At 63.5% G+C, this 11511-nt stretch carries 11 protein-coding genes; 3 read left to right on the top strand and 8 right to left on the bottom strand.

Annotated features, from left to right (window positions below; all coding sequences use genetic code 11):
- Positions 1-815 (bottom strand): FAD-dependent oxidoreductase (locus tag VNZ93_RS01675; protein ID WP_325699148.1); only part of this gene is annotated, 815 nt, incomplete at its 3' end.
- On the bottom strand, positions 816-1040 hold the full coding sequence (locus VNZ93_RS01670; protein ID WP_325699145.1) for a hypothetical protein: 225 nt from the start codon (positions 1038-1040) through the stop codon (positions 816-818).
- A gap of 172 nt (positions 1041-1212) precedes the next feature.
- Here VNZ93_RS01670 and modA point away from each other — a divergent pair, with 172 nt between their 5' ends.
- The gene (modA, locus tag VNZ93_RS01665) at positions 1213-1965 is read left to right on the top strand and encodes a molybdate ABC transporter substrate-binding protein (RefSeq protein ID WP_325699142.1); all 753 of its coding nucleotides are present in this window, start codon (positions 1213-1215) and stop codon (positions 1963-1965) included.
- 35 nt (positions 1966-2000) lie between these two features.
- On the opposite strand, the gene VNZ93_RS01660 is transcribed toward modA, so the two are convergent.
- The 6 genes from VNZ93_RS01660 to eno all read right to left on the bottom strand — a co-directional run bounded on the left by VNZ93_RS01660 (position 2001) and on the right by eno (position 8986).
- Complete coding sequence (locus tag VNZ93_RS01660; protein ID WP_325699140.1) at positions 2001-3023, bottom strand: tripartite tricarboxylate transporter substrate binding protein; 1023 nt, start codon at positions 3021-3023, stop codon at positions 2001-2003.
- A 289-nt stretch (positions 3024-3312) separates the two neighbouring features.
- Positions 3313-4686 (bottom strand): pyruvate dehydrogenase complex dihydrolipoamide acetyltransferase, encoded by a 1374-nt coding sequence (locus tag VNZ93_RS01655; protein ID WP_325699137.1) that lies wholly within the window; start codon positions 4684-4686, stop codon positions 3313-3315.
- Positions 4687-4699: 13 nt separating this feature from the next.
- Entirely contained in the window at positions 4700-6121 is a 1422-nt protein-coding gene (locus VNZ93_RS01650; RefSeq protein WP_325699134.1) for a pyruvate dehydrogenase complex E1 component subunit beta, read from the bottom strand.
- 38 nt (positions 6122-6159) lie between these two features.
- On the bottom strand, positions 6160-7182 hold the full coding sequence (gene pdhA, locus VNZ93_RS01645; RefSeq protein ID WP_325699131.1) for a pyruvate dehydrogenase (acetyl-transferring) E1 component subunit alpha: 1023 nt from the start codon (positions 7180-7182) through the stop codon (positions 6160-6162).
- Positions 7183-7324: 142 nt separating this feature from the next.
- Positions 7325-7642: an FtsB family cell division protein gene (locus tag VNZ93_RS01640; protein WP_325699128.1), complete on the bottom strand. Its 318-nt coding sequence runs from the start codon at positions 7640-7642 to the stop codon at positions 7325-7327.
- A gap of 66 nt (positions 7643-7708) precedes the next feature.
- Positions 7709-8986: a phosphopyruvate hydratase gene (eno, locus tag VNZ93_RS01635; RefSeq protein ID WP_325699125.1), complete on the bottom strand. Its 1278-nt coding sequence runs from the start codon at positions 8984-8986 to the stop codon at positions 7709-7711.
- A 206-nt stretch (positions 8987-9192) separates the two neighbouring features.
- Between eno and VNZ93_RS01630 the strand changes: the two genes are divergently transcribed.
- The gene (locus VNZ93_RS01630; protein ID WP_325699122.1) at positions 9193-10737 is read left to right on the top strand and encodes a caspase family protein; all 1545 of its coding nucleotides are present in this window, start codon (positions 9193-9195) and stop codon (positions 10735-10737) included.
- A gap of 81 nt (positions 10738-10818) precedes the next feature.
- Positions 10819-11280 carry a preQ(1) synthase gene (gene queF, locus VNZ93_RS01625; RefSeq protein WP_325699119.1) on the top strand — a complete coding sequence of 154 codons (462 nt, stop codon included), beginning with the start codon at positions 10819-10821 and terminating at the stop codon, positions 11278-11280.
- The last annotated feature ends 231 nt before the right edge of the window (positions 11281-11511 follow it).

Genomic DNA, 11511 nt, shown 5'->3' with positions numbered 1-11511 from the left:
ACCGTCTGTGACTTGCCCTTGCCGTCGTCGATGGTGGCGACGACGCTGTCGGCCTTCTTGTCGAGCTTCGTGACCTTTGCACCGGACATGATCTTCATGCCCTGCTTCTCGAATTGCTTGCGCGCGAACGCCGCGATTTCCGCGTCCTCCACCGGAAGGATCTGCGGCAGGACTTCGACCACGGTCACGTCCGCGCCCATGGTCCGGTAAAATGACGCGAACTCGATCCCGATCGCGCCCGAGCCGATGACCAGCAGCGACTTCGGGATTTTGGGCGCGACCATGGCCTCGAAATAGGTCCAGATGAGCTTGCCGTCCGGTTCGAGACCCGGAAGCACGCGCGGCCGCGCACCGGTCGCCACGATGATGTGCTTGGCCTGATAGCTGCCCGGTCCGAGCGCATCCTTCGGGACGTTCACTGCAAGCCGCGAGTCGTGCGCCTTCACCGTGATCTTGCCGGGGGCGTCGATGGTCGCCTCGCCCCAGATCACGCTGACCTTGTTCTTCTTCATCAGGAAGCCGACGCCCGTATTCATCCGGCCGGCAACGCCGCGCGAGCGCTTCACGACCGCGGCCGCGTCGAACGACACGTTATCGGCGGACAGCCCGTAATCTTTCGCGTGCTGCATGTAATGGTAGATTTCGGCCGAGCGCAGCAGCGCCTTGGTCGGGATGCAGCCCCAGTTCGAGCAGATCCCGCCCAGGAAGGCGCGCTCCACGATCGCGGTCTTGAAGCCGAGCTGCGCCGCGCGGATCGCGGTGACATAGCCGCCGGGCCCCGAGCCGATGATGATGACGTCGAAGGATTCAGCCACTTAGAACTCCGTCGATTTCGCGGCCTTGCGGCGGCGGACATTGAGCCACATGCGAATACCCCATTCCGCCAGCACAATCAGCAGAAGGATCGGTCCATAGATCAGGATTGCGATCTGCGACATCGAGCGGGCAAGCTGCCCCCCCGATGACAGACCCCGATAGACCTCCTGCCCGAGCGCGGAAACGCAAACCAGCACGAGTGAGATCCATGGCAGCCGGATCATGATGCGCCCCAAGGGATAGCATAGGGACAATCGGAGCAAGGAAACGATCGGCAGGGACTATCGGCGCAGTTTCGGTGTTGACGGCAGCACGAAAGCGCCGCTTCGCCGCACCGGCGATTACCGCCGCCGGATAGCAGGTTTACCCTGCAAAGAAAATACAAGGGAGGATACCATGCGCCCGAGCGCCGCGGTTACAATTGGAAGCATTCTTGGAGGATTGATGGTGTCGCTCTCGGGAAGTGCGTCCGCCGCGGAGATGACGGTGTTTTGCACGCAGGCCTTGCGGACGTCGCTGCTGGATCTCGCGCCACGCTTCGAGACCGCGACGGGCCACAAGGTCAATCTGGTCGTCGCCCCATCGGGGCAACTGGTGAAAAAGGTCCAGGCCGGAGAGATCGCCGATCTTCTGATCGCCAATGCCGACAATATCGAGGCGCTGATCAGGGACAGGAAGGTGACCGGGGACCGCATCGACATCGCGCGCGCGCAGGTCGGGCTCTCGATCAAGGCCGGCCAGCCGCGGCCGGACATCTCGACGCCAGAGGCGGTGCGCAAGGCCCTGCTCGACGCGAAAGCGATCTCGTATTCCGCCGGCGGTCTGAGCGGCAACAATTTCGAATTCGCCATGAACAAGCTTGGCATTCTCGACGAAGTGAAGAAGAAGGCGAAGAACGCGTCCCCGGCGGCGCGTCTCGTCGTTTCGGGCGAGGCCGACATCGCGGTGCAGCAGATTTCCGAACTGGTCGCGGTCGAGGGTTCCGAATTGCTCGGGCCGCTGCCGGCCGAACTCGATCAGGTCACGCAATTCTCGATGGGTCTGCTGTCGGAGGGCAAACAGAAGGACGCGGCGCGCGCGCTGATCGATTATCTGCGGAGCCCGGAGGCGCAGGCCGTGATCAAGACCAAGGGGCTGACGCCGGGATAGTCGCCCGACGCCGCCGCAGTTCTGTTCACGACGATCTATTGCACGATCAGCTTCAGGTCCTCGATCACCGGTTTGACCTTGCCGACCTGCTCACGCAGCATCGCGCTCATCTCCTCTTGCGAGGAGCCTCCGGGCTCGGCGCCGACCAGCTCCATCTTGGCGCGCACGTCCGGATTCTTGACCGCCGCCACCACCTCCTTGTGCAGACGCTGCACGATCGCATCCGGCGTGCCGGCCGGCGCGAAGAAGCCGTTCCAGCCCTGCAGTTCGAGGAAGGTGAAGCCCTGCTCGCGGACGGTGGGAACGTCCGGAAGCGCGGGCGAGCGGGTCGCGCTCTGCACCGCGAGCGGACGCAGCGCGCCGGACTTCGCATGTTGCAGCGATGTCGAGAGCTGGTCGCCGCCGAACTGGATGCGGCCGGAGAGTAGTTCCTGCACCAGAGGCGCCGCACCCCGGAACGGGACGTGATCAAGCTTGATCCCGGCATCGCGCTTCAGGAGTTCGCCGGTGAAATTCATCACGCTGCCCGGCCCTGTCGATCCGTAGAACATCGGGTCCTTCGCCGATTTCGCGATGGCGACGAATTCCTTCAGGTCCTTGGCTCCGACGCCAGGATGCGCCAGCAACAGCATCGGCACATAGGCGCCGACCGAGATCGGGACGAAATCCTTCTGGATGTCATGACGCGACCGCCCCGCATATTGCAGCGACGATGTCGTGGTCGAGAAAGTCAGATTGTGGAACAGCAGCGAATAGCCGTCAGGCGCCGCCTTCGCGATCTGGTCCGCGCCGATCGAGCCTCCTGCCCCGCCGACATTCTCGACGATGAAGGATTGCCCCATCGACTCGCCCATCTTCTGCGTGATGAGCCGCGCCAGCATGTCGGTCGTACCGCCGGCGGGGAACGGCACGACAACGCGGATGGGCTTTGTCGGATAGTCGGATTGGGCAAGCGCAGGCGCGAATGGAAGCGCACAGGTCAGAGCGAGGCCGACGAGGCCTGACAGCAGAGCGAATGATTTGAATTGACGGAAGTGCAGCAGACGAACGACGGACATGCCTCCGTTGTGCACGGATACCTCCCTTGATTGGACGTTTGCTCCCGATGTGGTCCGGCTTCGATGTCCGGACTCTTATGCGCCCATCATGGCCGAGTTGTCGCTCGCCGAACAGACGGAACGCAAAGGTCGGCGATTGAAATTTGCCGAGCACGTTTCACGGGATCAAACCCGTGTTCAGCAGACAATATCGAAACACCGCCGCCGGAAGCGGATGACGAAAAAGTCGCGCAATGCCGGCAAGGGCCAAGACAATCAGTGCAGCAAGACCCTCGTGAAGATCGTGGCCTTACACCACCATCATCACCGGATTTTCGATCAGTTTCTTGAACGCGACCAGCAGCTCGGCGCCGAGCGCGCCGTCGATGGCGCGGTGATCGCAAGAGAGCGTGACGCTCATCATCGTCGCGGCGACGATCTGGCCGTTACGCACCACGGCGCGCTCTTCACCGGTGCCGACCGCGAGGATCGACGATTGCGGCGGGTTGATCACCGCGGTGAAGTCCTTGATGCCGTACATGCCGAGGTTCGACACAGAGGACGAGCCGCCCTGGTATTCGTTCGGCTTCAGCTTCTTGGCCTTGGCGCGCGCGGCGAGATCCTTCATCTCGTTGGAGATGACGGACAGCGACTTGACTTCGGCCTGGCGAATGATCGGCGTGATCAGCCCAAAGGGCAGCGCCACCGCAACCCCGATGTCGGAATGCTTGTGACGGAGCATCGCAGCTTCCGTCCATGACACATTGGCTTCCGGAATTTTCTGCAGAGCCAGCGCCATCGCCTTGATGACGAAGTCGTTGACCGAGAGCTTGTAGAGCGGCTTGCCCTCCGCGTTCTTGCCGGCGGCAGCGTTGATTTCCTCGCGCGCCGCGGTGAGCTTGCCGAGATCGCAATCCACCGTCAGGTAGAAGGTCGGCATCGAATTGGTCGCAGCGGTCAGGCGTTGCGCGATCGTGCGGCGCATGCCGTCATGCGGGACGCTCTCGTAGGAGCCCGGCTCGTACAGGGCGAGGATCTGCTGGTCGCTCATCGATGGCGCGGCAACTGACGCCGTTGCAGCAGCCGGAGCCCCGGCCGCAGGCGCCGCTTTCAGCCCCTTGCCCGACTTCGCCGCGTCGACATCGCGCGCGATCACGCGGCCATGCGGACCCGAGCCCTGGATCTGCGACACGTCGAGGCCCGCATCCTTCGCGAGCCGACGCGCCAGCGGCGAGGCGAACACGCGAGCGCCGCCGTTGGCCTTTGCCGGTTCAGCTGCAGCAGCCGCCGGTTTCGGCGCTGCGGTGGGCGCTGCAGGGGCAGCGGACGCAGGTGCGGCTTGAGCAGGTTTCGGCTCAGGCTTCGGAGCGGGTGCAGCCGGCGCAGAAGCGGCCGGTGCGGGTGACGACTTTGCGCCCGATGCCGCCGCCTTCACGTCCTCGCCGTCGGCGGCGAGCACCGCGATCACCTGATTGACCGGCACATCGGCGGTGCCTTCTGCAACGAGGATCTTCGCGAGCGTCCCCTCGTCAACCGCCTCGACCTCCATCGTCGCCTTGTCGGTCTCTATCTCGGCGATCACATCGCCGGACTTGACGGTGTCGCCTTCCTTCTTGAGCCACTTGGCGAGATTGCCTTTCTCCATCGTGGGAGAGAGCGCGGGCATCCGGATGTCGATCGGCATCTCGCAGCTCCGCTCAGCGATAGGTTACGGCCTTGGCCGCATCGACGATCTCGGCCACTGACGGCAGGGCGAGCTTTTCGAGATTTGCGGCGTAAGGCATCGGGACATCCTTGCCGGTGATGCGAATGACCGGCGCATCGAGATAGTCGAAGGCCTTTTCCATCACCCGTGCGGAAATCTCGGCGCCGATGCCGCTCTGCGGCCAGCCCTCTTCGACGGTGATCAGGCGGCCGGTCTTCTTCACCGACTCGATGATCGTGGCGTCATCGAGCGGCCGCAGCGTGCGCAGGTCGATGACCTCGGCCATGATGTGCTTCTTGGCGAGTTCTTCGGCCGCCTTCAGCGCGTAGGTCATTCCGATCGAGAACGACACGATGGTGACATGGTTGCCCGGCCGCACGACCTTGGCCTTGCCGATCGGCACAAGGTAATCGTCGAGCTTCGGCACCGGGAAGGACTGGCCGTACAGAATCTCGTTCTCGAGGAACACGACCGGATTGGGATTGCGGATCGCGGACTTCAGCAGGCCCTTCGCATCGGCCGCGGTATACGGTGCGACCACGATCAGACCGGGGATGTGCGAATACCAGGCCGAATAGTCCTGGCTGTGCTGCGCGGCGACGCGCGCGGCGGCGCCATTCGGCCCGCGGAATACGATCGAAGCGCCCATCTGACCGCCGGACATGTAAAGCGTCTTCGCGGCGGAATTGATGATCTGGTCGATCGCCTGCATCGAGAAATTGAAGGTCATGAACTCGACGATCGGCTTCAGACCTGCGAGAGCCGCGCCGACGCCAAGACCGGCAAAGCCGTGCTCGGTGATCGGTGTATCGACCACACGGCGCGCGCCGAATTCCTGCAGCAACCCTTGAGTGACCTTGTAGGCGCCCTGATATTCGGCGACCTCCTCGCCCATGACGAAGACCGTCTCGTCGCGGCGCATCTCCTCGGCCATGGCGTCGCGCAGAGCTTCGCGAACGGTCTGCGTCACCATTTCGGTGCCGGCCGGCACGTCGGGCTCGGGCTCTGCCTCAGGCTCGGGCGGCATTGCGACCGCCGAAAAAGCTTCGCCGGATTCTGTGGGCTGCTCGGACTTCGGCGCGTCGGGTGCTTTCGACTCCTCGAATTCCTCGCGCGGTGCGGCAGCCGGTTTCGCAGCCGGCGCACCGGCCTTGATCGCGGACGCGTCCTCGCCATCACCAAGCAGCACGGCAATCGGCGTATTCACCGCAACGTCGGCGGTGCCCTCCGGAACGAGGATCTTGCCGAGCGTCCCCTCGTCGACGGCTTCCACTTCCATGGTCGCCTTGTCGGTTTCGATCTCGGCGATCACGTCGCCGGATTTGACAGCGTCGCCCTCCTTCTTGAGCCACTTGGCAAGGTTGCCCTTCTCCATCGTGGGCGAGAGCGCGGGCATCAGGACATCAATCGGCATGGACGCTCTCTAGTTCAGCGAACCGCAACACGGGACATCTAACGCAGCACGTCGGTGTAGAGCTCGGACGGATCGGGCTCGGGATCGACGGTAGCAAACTCGGCCGACTCGTTGACGACACTGCGCACCGACGCGTCGATCTTCTTGAGTTCGTCCTCGCTCGCCCATTTGTTGGCGAGAAGACGCTGACGCACCTGCTCGATCGGGTCCTGTTCGGACCGGACCTTCTCGACCTCGTCGCGCGTGCGGTACTTCGCCGGATCGGACATCGAGTGGCCGCGGTAACGATAGGTCTGCATTTCGAGGATGTAGGGTCCGTTGCCTTCGCGGCACCAGGCGACGGCCTTGTCGCCGGCCGCTTTCACCGCTCGCACGTCCATGCCGTCGACCTGCTCGCCCGGAATATTGAACGAAGCGCCGCGCTTGGAGAAATCCTGCTGCGCCGACGAGCGATGCACCGCCGTCCCCATCGCGTAGCGATTGTTCTCGATGATGTAGATGACCGGCAGCTTCCAGAGCTCGGCCATGTTGAAGCTTTCGTAGACCTGCCCCTGGTTGGCTGCACCGTCACCAAAGTAGGTCAGGCAGACATTGTCGTTCTCGCGATAGCGATTGGCGAAGGCGAGTCCCGTTCCAAGTGAAACCTGGGCGCCGACGATGCCGTGGCCGCCATAGAAGGCTTTCTCCACGGAAAACATATGCATCGAGCCGCCCTTGCCTTTGGAATAGCCGCCGCGGCGCCCGGTGAGTTCGGCCATGACGCCCTTGGCGTCCATTCCGCAGGCCAGCATGTGCCCATGATCGCGGTATCCGGTGATGACCTGATCGCCCTCTTTCAGGGCCATCTGCATCCCGACCACCACGGCTTCCTGGCCGATATAGAGGTGGCAGAAGCCGCCGATCAGGCCCATGCCGTACATCTGGCCGGCCTTCTCTTCGAAGCGCCGGATCAGGAGCATGTCGCGATAGGCTGTGAGTTCCTGTTCCTTTGTGAATTCGGCGGGCTTGGCCGGACTCTCGGTAGATGCGGCAGACGCTGACGTCTTCTTGGCCACGGCCATGGCGCTCCCTGGGGGTCGGTACAATCGGGTCATCCCTTACCCGAATTCGTCCGCGGATTAAAGCGCTGCCCACGCCCTGTGTGCAATGCGAATTGCGGCGAAACGCCTGAGGCCAAACGGGAAATCCTGAACGTCTAGCGCGTTATCGGTGCTGCCGCATGAGCACGAGGTCGTTCGGATGCGCGATGTTCAGCAACAGGCGCGCCTGCTCATCCAGCATGTCCGGATCGATCCGGTCCGGCCGCAGGAGCGCGACCTTGCGCTCCCACTGGTTGTGCTCCGCTTTGAGCCGAACAAGCTCGGCGGTCAGCTCGGCCATCTGCTGGTCGATCTCGTGGCGCGCACGAAGACCGCGCTGTCCATTGAAGGCATGGAAGCCGAAATAGGCGATCAGCGCTGCGGCCACCATGTAGAGGCCGAGCGCCGTCAGGATTCCTCGTGCTCGCCTGCGCGATACCATTGCGGCAACATGCCCGTGCCCTGTTAAGGGCGGCTTAATGGACTCACGAAGTCGAGCGACAAACGCTCACGCCTTCAGCGCAGCGCGTCCCGGATAGATTGCCTGCGATCCGAGTTCCTGTTCGATGCGCAGCAGCTGATTGTACTTTGCCGTGCGGTCGGAGCGCGCAAGCGAACCCGTCTTGATCTGTCCGCAATTGGTCGCAACCGCAAGATCGGCGATTGTCGCGTCTTCGGTCTCGCCCGAGCGATGCGACATCACCGCGGTGTAGGCTGCCTTGTGCGCCATCTCGACGGCGGCAAGCGTCTCGGTCAGCGTGCCGATCTGGTTGACCTTCACCAGGATCGAATTGCCCATGCCCGACTTGATGCCTTCGGCGAGGCGCTTCACGTTGGTTACGAACAGGTCGTCGCCAACCAGCTGACATTTACTGCCGATCGTCCTGGTCAGGAGCTTCCATCCGTCGAAATCGTCCTCGGCCATGCCGTCCTCGATCGAGGCGATCGGATACTTCGAGACGAGCTCGGCAAGATAATCGACCTGCTGCTGGATGCTGCGGGTCTTGCCCTCGCCTTCATAGTGATAGGCGCCGTTCTTGAAGAACTCGGTCGACGCGCAGTCGAGCGCCAGCAGGACGTCGCTGCCCGGCTTGAAGCCGGCCTTGGTGATGGCCTGCATGACAAAATCGAGCGCAGCTTCCGCGCTCGGCAGATTAGGCGCGAAGCCGCCCTCGTCGCCGACATTGGTATTGTGGCCCGCCGCCTTCAACGCGGATTTGAGGGTATGGAAAATCTCCGCACCCATCCGCAGCGCTTCGGCGAAGGACGACGCGCCGACCGGCATCACCATGAATTCCTGGAAGTCGATCGGGTTGTCGGCATGCGCACCGCCATTGACGATGTTCATCATCGGCACCGGCAGCGTCCGCGCCGCAGCCCCACCGACATAGCGGTAGAGCGGCAGGCCGCTGGCGCTCGCGGCCGCCTTGGCGGTCGCAAGCGACACGCCGAGCAGCGCATTGGCCCCGAGCCGCGCCTTGTTGGGCGTACCGTCCAGCTTGATCATGGTCTCGTCGATCAGGACCTGATCCTCGGCGTCCATGCCGCCGATCGCGTCGAAAATCTCGCCGTCGACAGCGTCCACCGCCTTGCGGACGCCCTTGCCCAGATAGCGGGCCTTGTCGCCGTCGCGCAGTTCCACGGCCTCATGCGCCCCGGTCGAGGCGCCCGACGGGACCGCCGCGCGCCCGAGCGAGCCGTCTTCCAGGAGGACATCCACCTCGACGGTGGGATTGCCGCGGCTATCGAGGATTTCGCGGCCGACGATGTTGACGATGGCGGTCATGGCTATTGTCCGGCTTGTTCTTGGGTTCGGCTTCTTGAGTTCGGCGTCTTGGGTTCGGCGTCTTGGGTTCGGCGCCGCTTGTACAGGATGGTCCCGGCCGCGCAAGTCGCTGCGCCCGCTGAAGTGATCGTGACCGGAGGTCGGCTTGACGGCGCTCGGACCGGCATAGGACTTTTACCGGTATGGACTGACCGAGCGAGGTAACCATGCGGCTGCTGGCGTCTCTGGGCCTGATCGTCACCCTCCTGGCACCCTCCTCGGCATTCGCCGAACGCGTCGCGCTGGTCATCGGCAACAGCGCCTACCGCCATGCCGCCCCGCTCCCCAATCCGCGCAACGATGCGACCGACGTCGGCGCCGCCCTCCGCAAGCTGAACTTCGATGTCGTGCAGGGCCTCGACGTCGACCGGCTGGGCATGGAGAACGCGATCCGAACCTTCACGCAGAAGGCGCGGGGCGCGAAGGTGATCGTGTTCTTCTATGCGGGGCACGGCCTGCAGGTCGACAACACCAATTACCTCGTGCCGGTCGATGCCAAGATCGACGCGACTGCGGACCTGAATTTCGCCGCGGTGAGCCTCGACTACGTTCTGCGCCAGATGGATGCCGAGCAGCGCGTCAACCTGATCTTTCTCGATGCCTGCCGCGACAATCCGTTCGTCGGCAACATGGATCGCAAGCTCGCGACGCGGACGGCGTCGGTCGGATCCGGTCTCGCATCGGTAAAGGGTTCGATCGACACCATGATCGCCTTCGCGACACAGCCCGATAACGTCGCGCTCGACGGCGACGGCCGGAACAGCCCGTTCACGGCCGCCCTCCTCAAACACATGCAGACGCCGGGGCTGGAAATCGCGAGCGTGCTGAAGCGTGTCCGCACCGACGTTGTCTCTGCGACCAGGGAAAAGCAGATTCCCTGGGACCATTCATCCCTTCGCAGCGACGTGGTGCTGCAGCCGCAGCCAGGCAAAAAGACCGGCAGCATCGCCGAAATCGTCGCGGAAGAAGGCCTGCGCGCGACGATCCCCGAGGCGGAGCTGATTGCCGGAGAGTGTGACCGGCTTGCCGCCGACCCCTATTCCCGGAACAAGCCCGCTTCGGTGCGTGGCGTGCACTACAAGAAGGTCACGAAAGCGGCGGTGCAGGCCTGTGCGAAGGCGGTGGTCGCCGATCAGAATAACGGGCGGCTGCATTACCAGTTCGGGCGCGCGCTCTATTACGGCGCCGGCGACCACGGCAAGGCCCGGACCATCTTCAAGGGTGCGTATGAGCTCGGCGCCACGGAGGCTCTCACCGAACTCGGCCGCATGGATTTCTTCGGCCATGGCGGTCCGCAGAGCTATGCCAGTGCGCTGAAGACCTTCGAGAAAGCCGCCAGGGAAGGCGACGCGAGCGCCATCAAGAATCTCGGCTTCATGTATCAGCTCGGCCGCGGCGTGAAGGTCGACTATGACCGCGCGCTAAAATATTACGCCATGGCGCCGGACCATCCGGTGATCATGAACAATCTCGGCGTGCTCTATTCGCTCGGACTTGGCGTGCCGAAAGATCCCGTCCGAGCGGTTCAGCTGTTCGAGCAGGCCATGCTGGGCGGCGACGACAGCGCGCCGGCCAATCTCGCCTCCCAATATGAGGCCGGCGAAGGCGTTCCGAAGGATCTCGCCAAGGCCCGCATCCTGTACGAAGTCGGGGCGACCTACGGCGATCAAATCGCGCAACAGGCACTGGCGCGGCTCAAGAACGCGCGCTAGATCGCGCGTTCAGCACGATGTTGCCGGGGTTTTGCGTCCGATCGCGTGCTGACGTATTGAGGCGCGCGTTTCGAGGTCAGTATGGCTCGCAAAATCAAGGCACTCACCCTGCTCGGCAAACCGACGCTACTTCCTGCGTCGCCCGACAAGGCGCAGCTCGACCGCGTCCCGAATCCGCATCCTGACACGAATTATGTGGCGCGGTTCGTCATGCCGGAATTCACCGCTCTGTGTCCGATCACCGGTCAGCCGGACTTCGCGCATTTCGTGATCGACTATGTTCCGAACAAGTTCCTGATCGAATCGAAGTCGCTCAAGCTCTACCTGAACTCGTTCAGAAATCACGGCGCCTTCCATGAAGATTGTACCGTGGCGATCGGCAAGCGGCTGAACGGCCTTCTCAAGCCGCGCTGGCTGCGCATTGGCGGCTACTGGTATCCGCGTGGCGGCATGCCGATCGATGTGTTCTGGCAGGCCGGCAAGCAGCCGAAGGATGTCTGGGTGCCCGACCAGGGCGTCGCGCCCTATCGCGGGCGCGGCTGACGCGTCCTCGGCAGCCGTGGTCCGAACAATCGGCGATCGCCTGGCGCGCCTTGCGCAGACCGCGATCGTGGGAGGTCAGACGTTCTGGCCTACACGCTGGACGGCTGCTGCCGTTTGAGCTTACGCGAGCAGACATAGCCGACGCTCACGATAACGATCGCGCCGCAAATAAGCAGCGGTGTCTTCCCCACGGCCGCGAACCCTGCCCCGTAGATCACCGGTCCTGCCGCC

Source organism: Pseudorhodoplanes sp. (genome assembly GCF_035565795.1).
Taxonomy (GTDB): domain Bacteria; phylum Pseudomonadota; class Alphaproteobacteria; order Rhizobiales; family Xanthobacteraceae; genus Pseudorhodoplanes.
The sequence above is the reverse complement of the archived record's forward strand: the minus strand, read 5'-3'. Positions and strand labels throughout refer to the sequence as shown.